This window comes from Aequitasia blattaphilus (assembly GCF_024721305.1).
GTDB classification, from domain to species: Bacteria; Bacillota; Clostridia; order Lachnospirales; family Lachnospiraceae; genus Aequitasia; species Aequitasia blattaphila.
Genome location: NZ_JAMXOD010000005.1, coordinates 161,456 through 183,070 on the forward strand (window position 1 = coordinate 161,456; position 21,615 = coordinate 183,070).

21 protein-coding genes are annotated in these 21,615 nt (G+C 41.7%); 4 read left to right on the forward strand and 17 right to left on the reverse strand.

Going from position 1 to position 21,615, the window contains the following annotated elements:
* Nucleotides 1-16 precede the first annotated feature (16 nt).
* The 7 genes from NHH15_RS05410 to NHH15_RS05440 are packed head-to-tail and all read right to left on the reverse strand — an operon-like array spanning nt 17 to nt 7,118.
* Nucleotides 17-883 (reverse strand): FAD binding domain-containing protein, encoded by an 867-nt coding sequence (locus NHH15_RS05410; RefSeq protein WP_262065635.1) that lies wholly within the window; start codon nt 881-883, stop codon nt 17-19.
* A gap of 2 nt (nt 884-885) precedes the next feature.
* On the reverse strand, nt 886-1,782 hold the full coding sequence (locus NHH15_RS05415; protein ID WP_262065636.1) for an NAD(P)-dependent oxidoreductase: 897 nt from the start codon (nt 1,780-1,782) through the stop codon (nt 886-888).
* 26 nt (nt 1,783-1,808) lie between these two features.
* On the reverse strand, nt 1,809-2,387 hold the full coding sequence (locus tag NHH15_RS05420; protein WP_262065637.1) for an amino acid synthesis family protein: 579 nt from the start codon (nt 2,385-2,387) through the stop codon (nt 1,809-1,811).
* An 18-nt stretch (nt 2,388-2,405) separates the two neighbouring features.
* Nucleotides 2,406-3,272, reverse strand: coding sequence for a hypothetical protein (locus tag NHH15_RS05425; RefSeq protein WP_262065638.1), 867 nt, complete (start codon nt 3,270-3,272; stop codon nt 2,406-2,408).
* Complete coding sequence (locus NHH15_RS05430) at nt 3,259-4,788, reverse strand: 4Fe-4S dicluster domain-containing protein (RefSeq protein ID WP_262065639.1); 1,530 nt, start codon at nt 4,786-4,788, stop codon at nt 3,259-3,261. Before NHH15_RS05430 ends, NHH15_RS05425 begins: the two co-directional genes overlap by 14 nt.
* A 25-nt stretch (nt 4,789-4,813) precedes the next feature.
* Nucleotides 4,814-5,977 (reverse strand): amidohydrolase family protein, encoded by a 1,164-nt coding sequence (locus tag NHH15_RS05435; RefSeq protein ID WP_262065640.1) that lies wholly within the window; start codon nt 5,975-5,977, stop codon nt 4,814-4,816.
* A 31-nt stretch (nt 5,978-6,008) separates the two neighbouring features.
* Entirely contained in the window at nt 6,009-7,118 is a 1,110-nt protein-coding gene (locus NHH15_RS05440; protein WP_262065641.1) for a PTS sugar transporter subunit IIC, read from the reverse strand.
* A gap of 238 nt (nt 7,119-7,356) precedes the next feature.
* Between NHH15_RS05440 and NHH15_RS05445 the strand changes: the two genes are divergently transcribed.
* A complete protein-coding gene (locus NHH15_RS05445) occupies nt 7,357-8,253 on the forward strand; it encodes a LysR family transcriptional regulator (protein WP_262065642.1) in 897 nt (298 codons plus the stop codon).
* A 28-nt stretch (nt 8,254-8,281) separates the two neighbouring features.
* Nucleotides 8,282-9,619: an NADP-specific glutamate dehydrogenase gene (gene gdhA, locus NHH15_RS05450; RefSeq protein WP_262065643.1), complete on the forward strand. Its 1,338-nt coding sequence runs from the start codon at nt 8,282-8,284 to the stop codon at nt 9,617-9,619.
* Nucleotides 9,620-9,644: 25 nt separating this feature from the next.
* On the opposite strand, the gene NHH15_RS05455 is transcribed toward gdhA, so the two are convergent.
* Genes NHH15_RS05455 through NHH15_RS05465 form a run of 3 tightly spaced genes read right to left on the reverse strand, consistent with a single transcriptional unit; the run spans nt 9,645 to nt 12,554 of the window.
* On the reverse strand, nt 9,645-11,087 hold the full coding sequence (locus tag NHH15_RS05455; protein WP_262065644.1) for a M20/M25/M40 family metallo-hydrolase: 1,443 nt from the start codon (nt 11,085-11,087) through the stop codon (nt 9,645-9,647).
* An 11-nt stretch (nt 11,088-11,098) separates the two neighbouring features.
* Nucleotides 11,099-11,779 (reverse strand): hypothetical protein, encoded by a 681-nt coding sequence (locus NHH15_RS05460; RefSeq protein WP_262065645.1) that lies wholly within the window; start codon nt 11,777-11,779, stop codon nt 11,099-11,101.
* A gap of 4 nt (nt 11,780-11,783) precedes the next feature.
* The gene (locus NHH15_RS05465; protein ID WP_262065646.1) at nt 11,784-12,554 is read right to left on the reverse strand and encodes a DUF5058 family protein; all 771 of its coding nucleotides are present in this window, start codon (nt 12,552-12,554) and stop codon (nt 11,784-11,786) included.
* 215 nt (nt 12,555-12,769) lie between these two features.
* Here NHH15_RS05465 and NHH15_RS05470 point away from each other — a divergent pair, with 215 nt between their 5' ends.
* Nucleotides 12,770-13,387 (forward strand): TetR/AcrR family transcriptional regulator, encoded by a 618-nt coding sequence (locus NHH15_RS05470; protein WP_262065647.1) that lies wholly within the window; start codon nt 12,770-12,772, stop codon nt 13,385-13,387.
* Nucleotides 13,388-13,466: 79 nt separating this feature from the next.
* Nucleotides 13,467-14,645, forward strand: a complete 1,179-nt coding sequence (locus NHH15_RS05475) for an MATE family efflux transporter (protein ID WP_262065648.1) — start codon at nt 13,467-13,469, stop codon at nt 14,643-14,645.
* Between the two features lie 103 nt (nt 14,646-14,748).
* Here NHH15_RS05475 and NHH15_RS05480 read toward each other — a convergent pair whose 3' ends face one another.
* The 7 genes from NHH15_RS05480 to NHH15_RS15750 form a co-directional block, all read right to left on the reverse strand.
* Nucleotides 14,749-15,123, reverse strand: coding sequence for a hypothetical protein (locus NHH15_RS05480; protein WP_262065649.1), 375 nt, complete (start codon nt 15,121-15,123; stop codon nt 14,749-14,751).
* A gap of 17 nt (nt 15,124-15,140) precedes the next feature.
* Nucleotides 15,141-16,760 (reverse strand): SulP family inorganic anion transporter, encoded by a 1,620-nt coding sequence (locus NHH15_RS05485; protein WP_262065650.1) that lies wholly within the window; start codon nt 16,758-16,760, stop codon nt 15,141-15,143.
* A gap of 46 nt (nt 16,761-16,806) precedes the next feature.
* Nucleotides 16,807-17,322 (reverse strand): nuclease-related domain-containing protein, encoded by a 516-nt coding sequence (locus NHH15_RS05490; RefSeq protein WP_262065651.1) that lies wholly within the window; start codon nt 17,320-17,322, stop codon nt 16,807-16,809.
* 104 nt (nt 17,323-17,426) lie between these two features.
* Nucleotides 17,427-20,690, reverse strand: a complete 3,264-nt coding sequence (locus tag NHH15_RS05495; RefSeq protein ID WP_262065652.1) for a YDG domain-containing protein — start codon at nt 20,688-20,690, stop codon at nt 17,427-17,429.
* 143 nt (nt 20,691-20,833) lie between these two features.
* Nucleotides 20,834-20,893, reverse strand: a complete 60-nt coding sequence (locus tag NHH15_RS15850) for a GNAT family N-acetyltransferase (protein WP_262065657.1) — start codon at nt 20,891-20,893, stop codon at nt 20,834-20,836.
* Nucleotides 20,894-20,992: 99 nt separating this feature from the next.
* Complete coding sequence (locus NHH15_RS05505; protein ID WP_262065658.1) at nt 20,993-21,400, reverse strand: IS200/IS605 family accessory protein TnpB-related protein; 408 nt, start codon at nt 21,398-21,400, stop codon at nt 20,993-20,995.
* Nucleotides 21,401-21,445: 45 nt separating this feature from the next.
* A partial coding sequence (locus NHH15_RS15750; protein ID WP_262065659.1) for a transposase occupies nt 21,446-21,615 on the reverse strand: 170 nt, incomplete at its 5' end.

Genomic DNA, 21,615 nt, shown 5'->3' on the forward strand with positions numbered 1-21,615 from the left:
CTAATCTCTCCTCGTTTTATGCCAATTCAAAATCGGATAAAATCTGCTCAAAGCAACCCATTGCTGCGCCACGAACGCCTTCCCTCTTGTAAACCACAGAAGGGCGGGTCGCAATGGTCTTCTGAACCACTGCGGTAAAAAGGGGTAGGCTTTCACGAAAAACATTCCTGGCAACTGGCTTATCCCGTAAAGCAGCTTCCACCTCTGGTACCCGCATTGGATGTTTCCCCACTGCACCCAGCACTACACGGCAATCCTCGATTCTATTGTCCAGACTCCTTTTTATATAAATACTTACGGCCAAAACCACAATTGCCAATGACTTTCTTTTCCCGATTTTGAAGTACCCTACCCCTTCATTTCTATTGAGCATCGGTATACGAACCTCCGTAAGAAGCTCATCTGGTCGAATCTGACACCTTCCAGGTCCTTCGTTAAATTCATCAATCGTCATGACACGTTCCCCTTTTGTACTCCTGAGCACAAGCTCTCCACCATAAGCAAGGAGCGTAGTTGGCGAATCTCCTGCCACCGAGGCATTTACAACATTTCCCCCAATGGTACCCAGATTTCGAATCTGAGGAGATCCCACATGTACAACTGTTTCATGCAAGGCTGGAAGCATTGCCCTAATCCACTGATCCTTCTCCAATGCTGCAAAAGTATTCAAGGCTCCTATTCTTATGTGGGTATCCTGACGAATGTAACGCAATTCATCAATTCTGCTGATATCAATTACATGAGCAGGAGTCTTTTTTCTCTCATTTAATTCAATAACCACATCGGTACCACCAGCCACTAGAGCAGAATCTTCTTTATAAACAGCAAGAAGTTCTAAGGCTTCCCCTATCCCAGCTGGCGTGTGATAAGTAAATTTTTTCACACTCAATGCTCCTTTCCGCTGATTTCTATTTCTATTAAGTCTTCCCAAATCTTTACAATGGAAGACATATCCCTCCGATTCAATCCCTTTGCCCTTGCCGTCTCATAAACTTGTGCCGCCGTCGCAGTAACTGGAAGGGGAACCGCTTCTTCCTTTGACGCTTCCAATGCAATACCAAGGTCTTTATGCTGAAGATCAACGGCAAAGCCTCCGGAATAGCTGTTTGCCATAATGAACTTTTCCAGCTTTGCTTCCAATGCATAGCTTCTTCCAGAGCTCTTTGAAATAACCTCTCTCATGATTTCCACAGACAATCCGCATTTTACGCCTAAGGCAAGAGCCTCTGCCAAGGCAGCCATATTGCAGCCCAGCAAAAGATTATTAATCATTTTTATAGCATCTCCACAACCAACTTCACCTACGTGATAAATGTTTTTTCCAAGAACCTCAAAGAGAGGCTTCACTTTAAAAAACGTATCGTCCTTCCCGCCAACCATAATGGTCAAGGTTCCCGCAGATGCGCCAGAAACACCGCCACTTACCGGCGCATCTATGTAGTCGATTCCATATTCTTCTGCTTTTTTTGCAATCCTTTTTGAACTGCCTGGTGAAACAGAGCTCATATCAATAATAATCGTCCCTTGCCTGCTGTTTTTAAAGACCCCATCTTCTCCAGTCATTACAGCTTCTACAATTTTTGCATTTGGCAATGAGGAAATAATGGTATCCGATTTCGAGGCAAGCTCTGCTACTGTCTTGCATCCTCCCGTTACCTTCTCCTCCAATTCCTTCACCACTTCGTCTCTTACGTCATACACATAAACCTCATATCCTGCTCCCATAAGATTCAAAGCCATCGGCTTCCCCATTGCACCTAATCCTATCAATCCAATTTTCATACTTTATCTCCGATTTCTACTTTTATTTAGCGTAATCCATCTTCCCCTTTAATCTCAGAAACTTGAAGCCCTCCGATACGTGGATGAGGACGTCCACCTGTGGTAAAAGCCAAAGCCACCACAATTTCATTCCATTTTGGTGCATCCGGAATGCGCACTTCCATGGCATCATAGTGGGTGCGAACGAAAGCCGCATCCTTGTAATGAAGTGGAACATCTAAGGTCGTTCCGGCTGGTCCTGTTTTTTTAGCGGAAGGGATAATTGATTTCCCTCCTCCAATTGCTTCCCGCATTGGCTTTCCAAGTTTCGGATGCAGTATGGCCGCCCCATGCTCAAGCTCTCCATCCAGACCAATAATGGCACCTTTTCCGTAGCTCTGTACTGGCAGTCTCAGTGCCTCTGCTGCTTTCTTGCTTAAATAATCACCTAAATACTCTCCTATCTCTGAAAGCTCACTTAAATCCTCTGTGTAGCCTCCTGCAAAAGGATTTTCAATAACGGCTGCTACTGTGCAGCGTTTAATCGGAATCTCCATAGGAGTAAATCCCTCTCTGTGAATCACTTCAATATTTGTCACAACTTTTCGAATTACCGGTACTTTCATCTCTATAAAACCTCTCTTTCATTTTTCCATTTTTAATAATCCTCCCGGATCATAGTGCACCGTATTTCCTTGAACAGTGGCAATACATGCCAATAGTTTTCCCTTGTGATACTGTTTCTCCCCCTCTTCTAAAACCTGGGCAAGAGCTCGTTTTATTTCCTCTTCACCAAGTACATCTAAATGAGTTACCACTCGTTGGTCTGCAATGTCGCTTCCCGGCTCTACATTCCCTGCCAATTCTGTATGAACTCTGGGAGAAGAGATGTAAGAGCAATCTGCCAAAAATGTAGCAAGTGCATCTGCATCTCTGCAATACTTCGAGAATGCGGTTACTCCACTTGCAATCCCAGTTGTTAAGCTTCGTCCTCCCAGTCCACTGGTTGCAATTCCACCAATCCCTTCTTCTGCCTCAAGATTCAACACTTGATTAACACCAGCACAGCTGACATCATAAACCACTCCCAACGAAAGGCGTTCTCCTTTACTTAACCTTACCGCTATATCTCCTCCATTATTCACCACTACCTTCTCTGCTCCATTTTTCTGTAGAAAATCAGCTACCCTGTCCGACATTGCTCCCGCAACAGCCGCCATTGGTGTAAGGTTTTGACTTCTCGTATTTACAACTGCCTGAGCCATTTCCAATGGGATTCCGGACAGATTTTCAAGGTCAAGCTCTGAGGGATAACAACGAAGAAGTTCATGATAACGATGAATTTCTTCTAAACCTCCCTTAATAACCGAAAAGGCTGAGCTACACAATTTCGTATCAAGCTTTCCTCCCCGATAAGCAGAAACAACCATGGACACCGGTCCATAATCAAAAAACACCTGTCCGGAAGGCAAAATCCAGAACCCTTCTTTTTCTCCTTTATCTTTCCTCACCTGCCCACTCCTTTTCTACTTCTTCCCGGAGCTGCTTTGCAGGACGTATTACATTCATGTGTCCACCTATTTTCTCATAATCCTCTCTTGTCATCGTATACTCAATCGGGGCTACTGTAGCCGGTGTAGGAACCCATGTAAAACCATGGTCAACTACTTTTCCAGCATCCACCATAAAATTAATTCCTCCTCCCGGAAGCACATAAGCTGGCGCCCCACCTACTGTAACCACTGCTTTTCCTGCATGTACTGCTCTGGTGATTCCAAGGGGCTTTGTACAGACTCCACCTCTTGCACTTCCTCCAGTTCCACCTACATACAGAACGGAAGTCTGAGATACTTCACAGTTGTTCATTATCTCGTCTGCCAGAGCCATCGCCTTCTTTGTCATTGAAATCTCTCTCACCTCTCCATGGGCTTGTACTTCAAATAAAGCTCGTATTTCACCTGTTGTATTAATCACCAATATCTGCATTCCAACCCGGGCAACAGACATATCAATTCCACCGATAGCATCTCTGGGTGTTTGAATATCAGTTCCTCCTATTCCGTCTCCATGCTCTCCAAAATAGCGGCCTTTTGAAGATTTTGCAGCATTGGGGATTACACCGCTCCATTCCATTCCCACCTCTGCTCCTGCCAGATGTTCTGTGAAAAGGCCTACAACGTGATGATCTATGACAATCACCTCATCTACCGCTTCCTTCATCTTCTGTGCAAACAGTCCAACCGTTGCACTGCCGCAGCCAATACGCATCCTGGATTCTTCTTTTCCATCAATGACAGGAGGCCTTCCCTGCTGTACTTTTATTTTGGTTTTTCGATTTATAGTAAGCTCCACAGCTTCGCCATTTGCAAGATTTACAATCGTCCTGGCTACTACGAATCCATCTGCACCTGTCAGCTTATTCGCTCCTCCTATTGCAATCATTTTCGAGCCGTATTCTTCTGTGTTAATCATCCCCACCTGCTTGCCTTCACAGTAAACCGGATCACCCTCTTCTCCAATATACGTATTGGTATCCAGCTTTACCGTAACACCTGAATAGCTCAGAGGCGCTTCTGTCACTACCGTCACAACCTCCACACCATCACGTACTTCTGCAACGATATGAGGTGCTGGCCGAATACATGGATAATTCGTGCCTGCACCAACTCCTGTAACAACCGGTCCATTCAGTCGATAGTCCGGATATTCCCCTACCCCACTTTTTAGCACCAGTTTACGATTGCGCACCAGTCTGCCCCCTTGATTGGTATATCTTTTACAGGCTCCTGTGTATCCCTCCGGCACACGACACTGTACCGGACAAGAGGAACAAATCACACTTGTATCTGAAATGTCCTGGGTTCGGATAATCCCATTAAATTTACAGACCCGGACACAAATCCCACACTCTGCACACTGTTCTTTCTTCCACACAACCTTGCGGTCAATGATCCGAATTGCATCCAGAGGGCAGTTTTTCTCACAAGCTTTACATCCCTTACATGCATCTTGATTAATGATTATCATAATTTACTTGCCTCCTTTTGCACTTCTAATCTATGAGCTTCGCCGAACGCTTACAGGGAGGTGTGTTACGGCTCTTTGTGACTTGAACTTCACCGTCTATCATAATCAGACTGATTCCCGGTATATCTCCACATTCAAAAGCCTCTGCTGCCGTGTCTGCCACTGACCCCATAGGAGCATCCATGCATACGAAATCAGCTTCTCGTCCCACTGCAATAATTCCCGTGTTTAAACCGTATACCCTTGCTGTATTTCCAGTTGCCATACAAAGGGCAATTGAACCCGGAATTCCTGAGACAGCAGATATCTGACAGATATTTCGGAGAATTCCCAGAGAAACCACTCCAGAACCAGAGGGTGCATCATTGCCAAAAATAATACGTCCCAGTTCTCCCTTCATACTGGCGCGGCGCGCCACATAATCCGCCACTCTTGCGTTGCCGCATTGTACAATTTCCATGGCAAATTCTGTTTCATCCATAAGTTTGTCAATCTCCTTTAAGGAAACGGCTGTCGGTCCTCCATTTATGTGAGAAATAATATCTGGCTTTGTAGCCATAACCTGTTCTGCCGTTACTGTAGAGCTGCCTGGAATCGAAGTCCCTCCTGTATGCATCTGAACCTTAAACCCATACTTATGTGCCCACTCTACCATTGGTCCTGCGTCCGTTGGATTCTTCACACTGCCCAGTCCAACCTCCCCGACAATCCAAACCCCTTGTTCTCTCAATTCCTTGAAATCATTTTCCACCAACCCTTTTTCAAGAATCAGTGCACCTCCATGTACTTTCATACCTCCAGGGCGAAGGTTTTCAAAGGATTTATGTGCCAGCACTGCCAAAGCCTTCGTCCCCACTGCGTCTCTGGGTCTGCCTGGTGTATGGCACTCTCCTGCCGAAATAACCGTAGTGACCCCTCCATGAAGCTCTCCTGTTAGAAAATTATCTGCAAACTGTCTTGGAGTATGTTCCCCAATTACGGTATGAACATGAGAATCAAATAATCCTGGCGTTACGGTAGCTCCAGCGGCATCTATTATTTTGTCTGCCTGAAACTGCCCCATATCACCCTTATCTCCAATGGCTGCGATTTTTCCCTCTGATACCACAATTTGATTGCCTTCCAGTACGGGATTCTTAATATCCCCACTTAAAATCATCCCTATATTTTGAATCACTGTAATACTCATATATAAAAGCTCCTTCCTTTTTCATGTACATTTATACCAGTTTGTAATCTCCCATAGAAATCCATCCTTTTTTTCTCATAAGCTCTGAAACCACCAGAGAAATCACCCCTGGTAAAATAACACAGATGAGAGCTAAACCAATCCAGTCCAATGCTCCTGGATGAACCCCACTCATTCCTGCTGCAAGAGCAATATCACTTGGGGAAAGCCATCCCGTAATCACCCCAATTGGCCCAACCAGTCCACACGTACCCATTCCTGAAGAAATTGGTGTTCCATTCATCTGAAGCTGAAAAATACAGGTAGCTATTGGGCCCGTTATAAAAGATGCAATCACAGCCGGAAGCCAGAGAACAGGCTTTTTCAACAAGTTGGGAACCAACAGCATGGATGTTCCTATTCCAATAGAGACCAGCCCATTCATCTTATTTTCCCGATAGGAACATACTGCAAACCCTACCATTTGCGCGCAGCACCCTGCCACTGCAGCACCTCCTGCCAGACCAACCAGTCCCAGTGCCGCACAAACAGCAGCGGAGCTGATAGGAAGCGTAAGTATGATACCAACAATTACCGAAACTAAGATTCCCATGACAAAGGGCTGTTGATCCGTTGCCCACATAATAATTCCTCCCAGAGAGCTGGCAGCTCTGCCGATTGGTGGTGCAAGAAATTTTGCAACTAACACACCAATCAGGATGGTGACAGAAGGTGTGACAATAAGGTCAACAGGGGTACGTTTGGAGACTAGTTTCCCAAAAAAGACTGCAATCAAAGCTATAAAATAAACTGCCAGGGGTCCTCCTGCACCACCCAGTGAATTGGCCGCAAACCCCACTGTTGCCAAAGAGTAAAGCACGAAAGGTGATGCCCCCACAGAATACCCTATCGCAATGGCCATTGCCGCTCCCTGAATCTCTCTTGTATACCCGGCCACCTCTGCCAAAAATTCTCCTGCTGTACCTGGAATAAACATTCCGATTGTACTGATGATGGTTCCGATGAGCAGCGAAGCAAACAGGCCATGGGCCATTCCTCCTAATGCCTGTATTCCGATGCGATTCCAAGAAAACTCAATATTCTGTTCTTGCATATACTTTTTAAATCCCGTTAATTCCTGACTATTCTTTTGATTTGACATTGTTTTTCCTCCACTTATTTCCTTTTGTTTTGAACTCGCTATTGTTTTTCGATTTAAAACATGGTATAGTAGCCTCTAAATAACTCCTTCTTTTCTCTTTGTTTCTTTTAATGCGCATCTTGTATAATCGGAATCGCTTTTATGGTTAATAATATATCATTCGTACTATTTATTTACAAATATATTTATCATTATGCGAACAGTGTTTTGTATATGTTTTACATATAAGGTGGTGACTATGACTCTTAAACAATTGGAATATTTTTTAGAAATTGCCCGTATGAGTAGCATTTCAAAGGCTGCACAAAACCTAAATATCTCTCAGCCCCCTCTTAGCATGCAGCTGAAATCTCTTGAAGACGAGCTTGAAACATATCTTTTTATCAGGGATAACCGAAATCTGCAAATCACACCAGAAGGTGAATTACTTCAAGAGCGTCTCAACGCTATTTTTGCCCTGTTGAAAGAAACCAAACAAGAAATCAAGGCACTCTCGGTAAACCGTGAGATGATTTTGCGCATCGGCACTATTGGCTCCGTTAATAATCGTTTGCTTCCAACCATTATTTCCCGCTTCCGCCGGGAGTATCAATACGTGAATTTCCTCGTAATGGAAGGTACTACCGACTCCGTATTTGCCAATCTTTTAGCGGATAAAATAGATTTGGGCTTTGTCCGGGAACCCTTCAACAGCTCCGGCTTTCACTCCATATATATTCAAGACCCTGCTCTTCTGCCTGATGAAAAGGATTACTTTGTCACAATTGCCCATTCCCATTTCTATGATGACTATTTCAATGGCTCAAACGAAAAAAACCTTCCCCTTGAGGCTCTGCGGAATAAGCCCCTTGTCATCCATAAGCGGTACCGTGAATTGCTCCTCAATGCATGTCGTAAAAAAGGATTTAGCCCGCATATTGTCTGTGAAAATGGAGAAATACAGTCTTCTCTCAGCTGGGCTCAGGCGGGTATTGGCATTGCGATTGCCCCCTACACCTCTGCCGTTATGAATACAGATCCTACTTTGATTAAAAAGCGCTTAGATTCCATATTCCTAAGTCCCAGAGTTTGTCTGATCTGGAAGCAATCCACCAAACTCTCACCAGAAACTCTCGCTTTATTAGCGATGATTTAATAAACTTTTAGAAGGAGAATTCAATAAAATGTCCTATGTCAATCAAATTTTAAATGAAGTAAAATCCAAGGATTCACATGAACCAGAGTTTATCCAGACTGTAACAGAAGTCCTGTCTTCACTGGAAAAAGTGATCGACTGTCATCCCCAATATCAGGAGGCTCAGCTACTGGAACGTCTTCTGGAGCCGGAACGCATCGTTTCCTTCCGGGTACCATGGATGACTGATGAGGGAAAATATGCGGTCAACCGAGGCTTTCGCGTTCAGTTTAACAGTGCAATAGGTCCTTACAAGGGAGGCTTACGTTTTCATCCCAGTGTCAATCAAAGTGTGATGAAATTTCTCGCTTTTGAACAGATTTTCAAAAATTCCCTTACAGGTCTCCCCATCGGAGGTGGTAAAGGCGGCAGTGACTTTAACCCGAAAGGAAAGAGTGACAATGAGATTATGCGCTTCTGTCAAAGCTTTATGACCGAGCTCTATCGTCATATCGGTCCAAACTTGGACATTCCCGCTGGAGATATTGGTGTCGGCAGCCGTGAAATCGGTTATCTCTATGGTCAATATAAACGTATCACTGGGGATTTCTGCGGTGTTCTCACAGGAAAAGGTCTGACCTACGGCGGTTCCCTTATTCGCACACAAGCTACCGGTTATGGCATTATCTATCTGGCAAATGAGGTTCTTAAGGCCAGGGGAAGAAGTCTGAAAAAGAAGAAGCTCACTATTTCCGGCTCTGGAAATGTAGCAATTTATGCGGCCGAAAAAGCAATTGAACTTGGAGCCAGCGTAATTGCCATGTGTGATTCCAACGGCTTTATTTACGACAAAGAGGGGCTTGATATCTCGATTATCAAAGAAATAAAAGAAGTGGGTTATGGACGCATACGTGAATATGTGGAATCTAAGCCCAAGGCAGAGTATACAGAAGGTTTCAAGGGTATCTGGAATATCCCCTGTGATATTGCTCTTCCTTGTGCAACTCAAAATGAAATCGACTTGGAATCTGCAAAAATGCTTCTTAAAAACAAATGCTGGATGGTATGCGAGGGCTCCAATATGCCCTCCACCTTAGATGCTATGTCAGCTTTTGCAGATGCTGGAATTTTATTTATTCCCAGTAAAGCAGCAAACGCCGGCGGGGTGGCAGTGTCGGCTTTGGAAATGAGTCAAAACAGCCAACGCCTGTCTTGGCCGTCTGAAGAAGTAGATTGCCGGTTGAAAAATATTATGGCTGAGATTTATCAGAATATGGCTGTTGCCGCTATAAAATATGGGAAATCTTCCCAAGATTTTATTACTGGTGCCAATGTTACTGCATTCTTAAAAGTTGCAGATGCAATGATGGAACAAGGACTGGTATAGAAAAAAACTATCATACCAACACTTCTTACAAGTTGGTATGATAGTTCTGTATAATAGACTGAAAGAAATCCACCCCTTTTGTCAGGGTTCTGGCGTGGATATTTTCATCAATTCCATGTATGCTTCCATACTGTTGAGCATTTATATATAATGGTGCAAATCGAATACAGTTATCACAGATTTCTTGATAAAACTTTGCATCTGTCCCTCCCGTCATGGGATATGGTACAACTCCAACACCTGGAAACAAATCATTAATTGTTCGTTCAACTGTCTTAAATTCATCACTACGATAATCGACGATCGGATCTGGATTATCTTTGTAAATCACCTTTGTCTCAATATCATATTTCTTTGCGAGTTCTGTTATAATGGCAATGCTTTCTTCCGTTGGTTGATGATGACTAAAGCGCAGATTCGCCCACACCTTTGCCTCCTGAGGTAATACATTCGCTCCATCAGAACCCTTTGCCATAGTAAAAGCAATCGTTGTCTGAAGCATTGCTGCTCCTGCCGGACTAATGGATGGCATGACTTTTTTTAGAATAGGTGCAAAACACCATAAGTTTGCAAAAACCAATTTCATAGGAAACACCATATTCGGTGTCAAACGTCGAAACATTTCCGTTACACTATCATAAAACTCGACTTTGAAAGGACTCTTCTCTTCAACTTCTGCCATAAATTTAGCGATTCTTACAAGAGGAGTGTTTTTTCCTGGGGCACTGGCATGGCCACCGGTTCCTCTGGCCGTAAATTCCAGATCTCCATATCCTTTCTCCAGGACACCAACCATCGCATAGGTACCATTTACGCCACCAATAGGGTTCTCTAGAATCATTCCCCCTTCGTCTAACAATAATTTCGGTCGTACTCCCTGAGCCTTTAAATACGCCACCGTCTTCGGTGCGCCCTCTCCCCGGATTTCTTCTGTATTACTGCTGGCAACATAAATATCCTGCTCTGGGATATACCCTTGTTCAATTAATTCTTCCACTGATTGCAGAATACAAAACAGATTTCCTTTCGTATCAACTGTCCCTCTTCCCCAAACAACTCCATCCTCTACATCTCCTGAAAAAGGAGGATGCGTCCACTCTCCCGGAGCCTCTACTACATCCTGATGACTCATTAATAGAATCGGAGCTTCTGATGCTTTTCCCTGCCATCTCAATAACAGGCTCCCCTCAATATCTGTTTTGATACAAGTTGTAAAAACTCGTGGAAATAATTGCTCCAATACCTCTTGAAACTTATAAAACTTATCCACTTTCATATTGTCACGACTGGACACGGTTTCACACTGAATCATCTGTGAAAGCTTTTGCCCATACCCTTCGCTGCGCTCAGATTCCTGGTACTCAATTACGACTGTTTTTGCTGCTGTAGGCTTTTGCATTGCCGTCCGCAATAAAACAGTTGCAATCAATACCCCTATCACTAATAATACAACCAATAAAACTGTCATTTGCTTTCCTCCTAAATTTTATCTTTTCGCCAAAGTATATACCCAATTCCAATGGCCAAAGCTCCTGCCGGGATAATCAGCAAACTGGTCTGGGATATCATAGCCGGTACACAAACACATAGGAGAATCATTGCTGCCAGTGGCACCACTGTTATTTTAATCTGCTTAGCAAAATACTTTAATCCCAGCGCACCAAACAACGCCGGTACAACGTTATCAAAAGCTGGCAATAGAACTGGATTTTCTAATACTGGCTGTAATGGTGTAATCAGCAAGACTCCAACTGCCACCACAAGTGTTGTTACAATTGCCGATGTGGCAACACTGATTGTAGAAATAATTTCACTCTCCGGTGTTCCATCCACCACTCCAGTAATATCCTTTGCATTCATCACACAGGGAATCTTCATATTCGTCACATTTCCAGTAAGAAATGTCAAATAGCTTCCACCTACACCAAGCATTGGGGTATAAATCAAAAATTCAACAATTGCTACTGGATAGTATATAATTGCAACCTTTCCAAAGCCTGCTAAAAAACCACCTGTATCTGGCATAGAGTCATAGACGATTCCGACTAAAAAGGGGATACACACCAGTAAAATAATGGAAATTGTAAGTGTTGCCTTTCCTAAAATATGCATACTGCGATTAAATTTTTCGAAAATCAAAGATTTTTCTTTTTGTTCCATCTCTCTAGCCTCCAATCATTTTATGCAAGAATACAGCAGCAGTCATGGCAATCAGCATGCTGCCTGCAACACTAAAGTTATCCAGCATTTTAAGATTCTTTTTATTCGTAAAATACTCAAAAGCTGCCATAACAACAGCTGCGACCGCTGCTGTTAATAAAGGTAAGTAGTTCTGATTTCTTACTACATCTCCAACGTAAGCACCTATATAAGCGGAACACAGACCAATGAACATAGCCGTGGTTGCATGAACCCCAAAACCTGGCTTCTTCCCTTCTTCCTTTTCCGTATTCTTCTTTGGTTTTTGAAATCTTTTTAGATAGCGTCCAAGGAAAAATATACAGCAAATAAGACTTCCCAATATTCCAAAGGTCATGACTAACCCGATTGTTGTAAAAGCTTGTCCATTCATTTCTCCCACTCGCAATCCTGATAATCCAATACTTTCTGCTGCAATGGAGGCAACATTCAGTTCATATTGCAGGGCTCCAATAACGGAAAGCCGTAACCATGAAAATGGAATTCCTAAGGTTCCACTCAAAGCAATCACACCCAACAATATACTGATGCTTGGCAATACTGTAAAGGTTGCACTGGATAAAATGGCACGATTCAATATTTTTTTATCCATTCCTATTTTCATTCCTGTCCGATAACTTCTGACCAAAAACACAAGACTCATAATCACAATAAAAAGTAAGGCCATTCCAACCACTAGATAAAGTAGTCCTGAATTCGCAATTTGTCGATAGGATTCAACAGATTTTTCTCCCATAATAATTCTCCCTTCATAAATAACTATAAGTAAATTGTATCGATAGTTGCAAGAAACGTCAACAACTACCATCACACTTTCAAACGCTTCATTCCTTGTTACAAAAAAATCTTATTGAGAAATCTTCCCATTTATATCTTAGGTCTTTTATTGACCAATAATTAATTTTTATGCTATCATGTTAACACTGTTAACTCAAGGAGGTGCATAAGACAATGGAAAATAATGGACATCAAACTTATCAGCGTATTATGGACGTAGCGCGAGAGGAATTTCTGACCAAGGGATATGAAAAGGCATCTTTGCGCACCATTGCTGGAAAAATAGGAATATCTGCCACTGCTATCTATCGTCATTTCACGGATAAAGAAGCTTTGTTTTCTGCTCTGGTAGAGCCGGATTTAAACGAAATGTTCCGCACTCATGCAAAACATGATGATGAGTTATTTAACTATATCCGCCAGAAGCAAAATGTGAAAATCTGGCATCTTTCAGAACTGGAATTTATTGAATCACTTAATTACGTCTATGATCATTATTCATCATTTAAGTTGCTCCTATGCTGTGCTGAGGGAACTAAGTTACATAATTTCCAACATGAATTGGTAGCAGATCAAGTTGAGGCACTGCTTGAGATGCATAAGATTGCAAAAGAAAGTGGTATTGCGGTAAAACCAATTACTTCATCAGAATTACATCTGATTATGAGTGGATTCTTCTCTTCCATTTTCGAAATGGTCATTCATGACTACAGCAGGGAGGATGCTCTAAAATGTGGACATACACTGATTCGATTCTTTAACACTGGTATCAGTGATGTACTGGGAATATAAAAACGTAAACAAGGAGAAAGGAATGAAGGAAAAGGAATTACAAAAACAATTTATTTTAAAAGGTAACCTCTGGAAGGTAATGTTTCAATTATCATGGCCAGCCGTTGTCGCCATGGTACTCTATGGTTTCAACACTGTATTGGATGGTATTTTCGTGGGGCGCTTTGTCGGCGAAACAGCTCTTGCAGGAGTATCCTTAGCCTATCCAATCACACAACTCAGTACGGCTTTCGGTTCTCTCATTGCCATGATGGGTGGTAGTGGAGAAAGCTTGACCCTGGGAGTTAACTATTTTCGAATTACTATTTTCGGTTCCATATTCTGGATTTATGGTTTGGCTGGGAATATGATTATCCGTGCAGAAGGCAGAATGAAAACTGCGGCTTGGATGATGGGTGCCGGACTCTTGGTAAATGCAGTCAGTAACTATATTTTTATCGTGATTTTACACATGGGTGTGGAAGGCGCTGCTTGGGGTACTAACGTTGGGATGCTTGCATACTCCGTTCTTGGTTGGGTCTATTTCGCCCGTGGAAAATCATCCTTTGACTGCAAAGTTGCATCATTAAAATATACAAAAGAAACCGCAACAGATATTCTGCGGCTGGGCATGTCTTCTTTAATGATGTCTATTATGAGTCTGGTGCAGGCAGTTGTTGTCTTTAATGCCTTGGCAAAATATGGTACCACCAGTGACGTTGCATTTTACGGCATTGTTTACCGTATCTTCCAATTTATGCTGACACCTATCTTTGGCTTAATGCGTGCCCTGCAGCCCGCGATTGGAATTAATTACGGAGCAAAGAGGTATGACCGGGTTATCAGTGCCTATAAGATTTTTGGTGTTGCAGCGATGTTACTAACAATTCCTTTCTGGCTCTTCTCTCTTATTTCACCGGGAACAGTCTTAGGTCTTATGCTGCCAGGCCAGGCATTCACCATAACTCAGTTTGGATTTTTACGAATCCAAATGGCGATTTTACCGGTAATGTCCTTTATCTTTATGGCAATGACCTTATTTCCAGCCATCGATAAGGGAATGCCGGCGATGGTTATCGGTATGGCCAGACAGTTCGTTTTCTATGTTCCGGTAATGCTGATTCTTCCACGTTTTGTTGGTGTTGCAGGCATCTATATTGGCTCCTTTGCAATCGACTCCGTAATTGTCCTTTGGACTCTCTGGATGGTGAAGCGAAAATTTAATTTACTTCGGGGACGCCGGATGGAAATGAAAGTTTGCCCCACTGGCGAAGCATAAGAAATAAAAACAGTCCTCTATAAATGAACACGCTAACAAGCGAATGCTTCTTTATAGAGGACTTTTTCTATTCACGCTAATATAACCAGCACCAAAATCTTCTTTATTGTATTTCTCTCTTCTCCAATAAAATATTCCCTCTTGGATTTCCCCAGTTCCCAAGATCTTCATCTTTCAGAACTTCTACCACTTCATCCAACAACAAATACAAATACCTACCAGAAAGCTCTGCCTCATGCAGATACTCTGTTTCCGTGGTAAATTCTGCATCATCCAGGTGATATCGTATATCTACGAATTCATCCCCCTCCATGTCACTGCTAATTCCCATCTTATGTTCTTCTCCCATGTATCGGATTATGAGATTTAGCGTAGGAGCATCAATCCGTATGTACTCCCGCATTAGATCCAATATATCTGCAAATTTGCATTTTAATGGCGGGTAATCTTTTTTCTTGAATATATTAAATAATCCCATCTCTTTTCTCCCTTTCTTTAATGTATAGCCAATGACTGCAGTGCCTCTGATGCTTCCCAGAAATAATTGTCTTTTCCAACGGTTTTTGTGATTTCTCCCCGGTCAAAAAAGAGACGTACTTTATCCTGCACACCACAGAAGAATACCTTTCCACCTGCCGCTTGTTTCTCTTCGCAAAAGCTCAAGATTTCCTGGACTCCGGAAGTATCAACATCTGACACCCCTCGCATGGACAGGATTAAGTTTTTACTGCTTGCAGCCTTCAGCTTACTGGTAAAGGCTTCAGCTGTTCCAAAGAATATTGGACCGGTCAGATAAACCACCTGTACATCCTCTGGAATTTCACCTCTGTCAAGCTCTGTACGTTCTGGATCAAACTCACTGACCGTCACCTCCAGATTTGCAGTACGAACAATAAAAAGGAACATCGCTAAAAAGCATCCGACTGCAATTGCAATTGTCAAATCAAACAGAACAGTACACAGTAAGGTAACACTGAATTTTACCATTGCTGCTTTAAATTTATGGCTGAAAATATAACGAATACTTTCCCACTCATTCATTCTCCAAGCCGTCATAATCAGTACGCCAGCAAGGGCAGCCATTGGAATCTGTGACATAAATGGACTCAATAAAAACATGGATAATAACAAGACCAGTCCTTGAATCCAGCCTGTCATCCGTGTTACAGCTCCCGACTTTAAAGCCACACTGGTTCGGGCAATTGCTGCCGTTGCCGGTACTCCGCCAAAGAAGGGTAAAATTAAATTTCCAACGCCTTGTGCAATCAATTCCCGATCATTACGCAGCTTTTCACCGCTCATCTTTCCTGCCACTGCTCCACAAAGCAAACTCTCAATCATTCCTAACGCTGCAATCGATATCGCTGGCATCAAGACTACATCCCAGGGAATATCCAGTAAATCTTTTGGTATCAAACGTTCCTTATGAACCAATGTCTGAGGAATTTCACCTACTGTATGAACAGGAAACTGAAAGATTAGCTGGACAATAATTGTAACAATAATCGCTACTAAAGATGCCGGCACCTTCCTGCCCCACTTTTTTGGCCAAAAAGCCATCAGTAATAAAGTGAAAACTCCAATGGCAACTGCGTAAAAGTTTGGCATGATACCATCACGGAAGATATTGATTACTTTCATATAGGTTTCCTCCCCGTGGGAAGTTACTCCTAAAAAGTTTTCAACTTGCCCCAAAGCAATAATCACAGCAATTCCAGAGGTAAATCCTGTAATAATAGGTTTCGGCAAAAATGCAATGATCCTGCCGGCTCGAAACAACCCTGCAATTATTAAAATCACTCCTGAAAGTGCTCCTGCTACAAGAACTGTTTTAATTCCATACTTAGACGCCAATGGAATTAGTATAGCCGCCATTGCTCCTGTTGGACCTGAAATTTGATAAGAGGCTCCTGAAAGACTTCCAATAATAAATGCAGCGATAATTGCCGTAATCAAACCGGCCGCTGCATCCATTCCACTGGCAACTCCAAAAGCCAGTGCTAAAGGAAGCGCTACTGCCGCCACTGTAATGCCAGCTAACACATCCTTTGTAAATTTACCACTATTGTATCCCTTAAACTCTCCTTTTAAATCCTTTACATATTCTTTAAACATCTACTCTTTCATTCCTTCCTATTCCTCTAAGCGTAATACAAGGCTATTACTTATTTAATTCTTTAATTTGTTCTACAATTGCTCCCAGTTCCTTTGGATTTATTTTTTCCTTTTTATGAGACTTAATTTCTTTCTTAAGATTCAACGTATATACGACTGGCTTTTCTGTACTAGCCCTTATCTCCGCTTTCGTCAAAAAGACTACAAGTGGTATGAAATAATTCGTTGGTAAGTTGAGGCTCTTTTTCAGTGCTTTCACATGATTATAGTTTTGAGTGATTGGTTTCCCCTTCCCACTTCCGGTCATCAGACCTTTATAATTCTTCATTTCAATTACGAAAATGCCATAAATTGAAACTACTATATAATCGATTTGTGTTGTCTCTTTACCCGATTTTAGTTCTACATTGCTTATTACCTTGTAATTATCACTTGGTAATTTCGTTAAGGTTTTCAAAATTATTCTTTCACAAATCCTTCCTTTTAGTACAGGTCTTAATAACTGTATTACAATACTTATTACCATTAATACAATCAAACAAACGATCCAAATTTTTAACATACGGCCTCCCTGAAATTAATTCATCATAAAATATCTTCATTATCATCCGACTCGTATACCGTTAAAGCGACTGGTTTTACACCAATCGCTTTTGTACAATTCTACTATCTGGTTTTTTTATGACTTAATCTGATACTTGCAGTGAACAGAAACATTGAACACAAAATCATCACAAGTGGAAAAAATGGTGATGCCGAATCTCCTGTGTTTGCAGAAGTATTATTTTTATCCCCTGGCTTTGTTTTCCTTTGCACGATTTCAAAGTCCAGAGTAACACTGCCACTAAAATTACTATCCTTTGTAGCACTAATAATAATCGAAGCCTTTCCAACCTTAATATTGTTTTGATATTGTATCCGAATATCTTGGCTGCTCAGCAATGTTTCTTCAATAATCACTTCTGGTTTGATTCCCTTACCGGAATATATTTGATTCTTGATTGGTAAAAACATATCAACCGTCAACGGCTTTTTCGTAATGGTGACCGTCTCATGGCCTGAAACATCCTCATAATTATCTCGCTTGCATAAGTAATAGACTGTGTATACACCAGCATTACGAAACATTGGCGGTTTGACACTTGGTTGCGCCACTGTAAGCAAATCATTTTTTTCTAAACTATATGAAATGATTGCTCCTTCTGCTTCGACTTTAATGGAATGATCTTTTCCATCGTAAACGCCTTCATAAGGTGTCACTTGAACCTTTTGCTTTACTGGTAATATCTGAAATTCTTTTTCCACACTTCCTGAATAATTTCCCGCCGGGGCAGCTTCAATTATTGTCTTCGCAGTGCCCACTGAAGTGTTGTCTTTATATCTAATTGTATAATCGGAAGTTGCAATAATTGACGGGTCTCCATCACCAAGCTCTGGTACCGGTTCTTGTGGGGAACCGGTATATATGACATCTGCAATGTTTTGAACCATATCTCCCTTTAAAGGTTTGGGCTCAATATTAGCATAATCTATCACTCCATCCGGCGTCTGATAATTGTCACTTGCCGTCCCGGATTTTTCAAAGGAAACCATAACATCCTTATTTTTACCAGCATCTTTATCCTCAAATGTAGCAGTAGCCTTTATCTCAATGTCATCCCCATCCTGATCCAGCACACCTTCTATTTTAAATTCATCACTTAACTGACCAAGGTTGTCCCCATTATACTCCTTGTTCTTAACCAATTGTCCCTCATTTGAATACGTAAGTAACTTTGGTACAACATTAACTGTGATTTCCCAAGAAATACTCGTATAGTTATCGCTATCCTCCGGAATAAACCATCTGGTAACTTTCTGTTCCCCTACATCTCCCACGAGCTGACCTTCATCACCTTTGAATTTAAACGTGCCTTCAATGTCTGCACTTTCACCCTCGATTTCCAACTCCTCAAGCAGATCGCCATAAGTAGCTTGCACTGTATCGATTTTAGCTACATTCGGATTGATTTTAGCTTTCAACTGCAGATTATCTGAAGTGCAGCTACTATTGTTTTCGTTACCTGGATACGCAACATAAACTTGATAAATTACTCCATCTGAAGGGTATTCCCACTCTGAAAAAATCACTTTACCCTCACCATCGGTTGGCCGCGTTTCGGAATAGACGATTCTCCCTTCTTCATCACGAACATAAAACGTAAGCGGCTGGCCTTCTAAATCATCACTTTCTGTTAAAGTAGCACTCACCTGATACTTATTATTCCCTTTCTCTTCAATATTCGTCTCCAATTTTGGTTCTGTCTGTGCAGTACCTTCTAAATATGTCGGATAAAGCGTCACATTTTCCTTTACCGTTATGGTGAGTGGATTATCACTGCTGTATTCCGTACCATCCTCGTTCAGCCACTTATCAAAATAGTAACCCTCCTCCGGCAAAGCAATCATCGTAACCTCTGCACCTGCGGAATATGTGTTCCCAAATACAGTCGCACCATGGACTAGTCCGTGGGCCATTTCCGGCTTATAAATTAACTTGACCATATAAAGGTTGGATTCAATGTGCCCGGTTCCACCAATCACATTTCCTCGCGGCTCCCCGATTTGATCCGTTGTCACCAGTTGCGTTGGTGCTGGCTCTAATGTGCTCCACCCATTATTGTAATAATTGTACCATTTATTATCATCTTTATTCTGATAGGCAAAAATTGGAGTTTCAGATTTAGGATCAAATGCCGTAGCCACTCCACCATTCAGAAAATCAGGAATAGGTGTACATAATGGAGCAATTGAAGTGAATTTACCGGAAGGCGTATATATCATTGGTTGATACACCATCCCTGTTTCGATCTCACTACCATCAGCAGCCAGTACTTTTGTTAAGATTCCATTCGTGAAAATATTATTGTCAGAACCATCTGAGTTCCCTGCGTAAAGATAATTTTTATATCCCGTCAATGCCTCACCATGGGTCAAAGAACTGACCATCCGATAATTACTTAATGAATTGTATGTTGATATATCCCCTATACTTGAGTCATAGTCACTTAAAGAAAACTTATCGCCGTCCAAGCGATAGTTATAAGTAAACATGCAGTTGACAACAACAGATTTCGACCCTCTGAGAGCTCCTCCACCATACTCAGTACTATAGGATATATTACCGGAAAACGTACTATTCATTATATAGGCCATTCCACCATAATCATTAATCGCCCCACCTAATTCCGTACTTTTATTATTCGCAAAGGTGCAGTTATTAATATAGAGCTGTCCTTGATTTTCACCGGCACCACCACCACCGTTATCACTTAAGCTTCGATTCTCACTGAAGCAAGAGTTTTCAATGACCATTGTCCCGCTATTCAAAAATCCGCCCCCATGTCTTGCAGCATTACGGCTCACCATAGAGTCCTTAATATAAATTGTCCCAGAATTCAAAATACCTCCACCAGGAGTCTCAGCATCACCACCTGAATTTGTTATCGTAACCCTATCTAATATCACGGTAACGTTAGCCCCGATGTAAATAGCGCCGCCTTCTTTTTTGCCTCCTGAAATAATTAATCTGTTCACCTGAATTTCCGTTGCTTCTGTTACCGCATTGAAAACCCGGTAATTGCTGACTGAACTGTTTAGGATTCCCGATTCATGCATACCTGGCTGAGAAACACAAATCATATGACCATTTCCATTAATTGTCAGAGACTTGTCCAAATCAATTTGATTCTTTACCACAATATCTTCTTTGATATTAATTACATCTCCATTTTCTCCATTTGAAATCGCATTTCTTAACTCATCCTCCGTTCCTACAACAATTTCTTTCGCGTATACATTTTCTTCTTCCACTGGCAAAAAAGCTACTCCTAAAATAGCAATTGCTAATGCACATAGAACTTGCCACCCTCGTTTTTTCCTTCTCTTCATCTATCGTTCCCTCTCCAAGTGCTGTTTACGTGTTTTGTGTAGCAATTATACCATATGTGATTATTAATCACAATTCGCCAAAGTCGTTTCGCGAACATCGAATCGGATGTTTGTGACATTCTTCCCTTAACTCTAAAATGATTCTAAACGAATTCATAAGTTGGATATTCTTTGTCAAAGTGATATCCCAATTTTTCTGCCACTGCAAGTGAACCTGTGTTGTGAGCATTCCGGTTTGGACACCCAATATACCAGCATACAATTTGAAGACTTTCTAGTTGAACAGAAGATGCTACATTCTTTTAGTCGTAAAGGAAACCCATATGATAATGCTTGTATTGAATCCTTTCATGCTGCCTAAAAAAAAGATGTCTACACAAAAATCTATTATGATTTTGAAGAGGCCAAATATACTCTCTTTGAATATCTAGAATCCTGGTATAACGGAAAAAGGATGCTTTACTGGTATAGCTCTCTTCTTGTTCGGTGAAGCCAATCCCATAGAGCTGACACAGATATTCCAGTTTATCCCGGAGCTTTCCAAAAGGAATGTTTACAAAGTTTTGATTGTTGATGGTTCCGATATTACAGTCCCTTTGAAACTCTTTGTGATAGCCCACTACAAGATGACCGATATCATGGTCTAAACAATAGTTGATAACCGTACGGGCAGTTTTTGCCATATAATCATTGACTTTGTTATTCCTGATGCGGGCAAGAGCCTTTTGCTGATTGGTGGTTTTCTTACCATACTTTTACTTATCCTTAATACACTGTAATCGGGCTGTGCATTTGTTGAACCACTGATTGAGAGATTTTAATTTTCGTCCATCAATGATGAAGCTCTTTCCTTTAGAAGTAACTGCTGTAACTAAGTTATTAATTCCAAAATCAATCGCCAGTGCATTGTTTTGATTTAAATTTC